Raw genomic sequence first — 300 nt, forward strand, 5'->3', positions numbered from 1 at the left:
ATGGATATCGAGACCATTTCATCGGGCTCGCTCGGCCTGGATATCGCGCTCGGCGTCGGCGGGTTGCCGAGGGGACGCGTGGTCGAGATCTACGGGCCGGAATCGTCAGGCAAGACCACGCTGGCGCTCCACACGGTGGCGGAGGGACAGAAGAAGGGCGGCATCTGCGCCTTCATCGACGCCGAACATGCGCTCGATCCGGTCTATGCGCGCAAGCTCGGCGTCAACATCGATGAACTGCTGATCTCGCAGCCCGATACCGGCGAGCAGGCGCTGGAAATCTGCGACACGCTGGTGCGC

General features: G+C 64.3%; 1 protein-coding gene. It reads left to right on the forward strand.

Annotation, left to right across the window (positions count from 1 at the left end; translation table 11 throughout):
* Positions 1-300: ATPase domain-containing protein (locus QSV46_RS39330; protein WP_314964036.1), on the forward strand; the 300-nt coding region annotated here is incomplete at both ends.

It is taken from the genome of Bradyrhizobium cosmicum (genome assembly GCF_032290525.1).
Lineage (GTDB): Bacteria > Pseudomonadota > Alphaproteobacteria > Rhizobiales > Xanthobacteraceae > Bradyrhizobium > Bradyrhizobium cosmicum_A.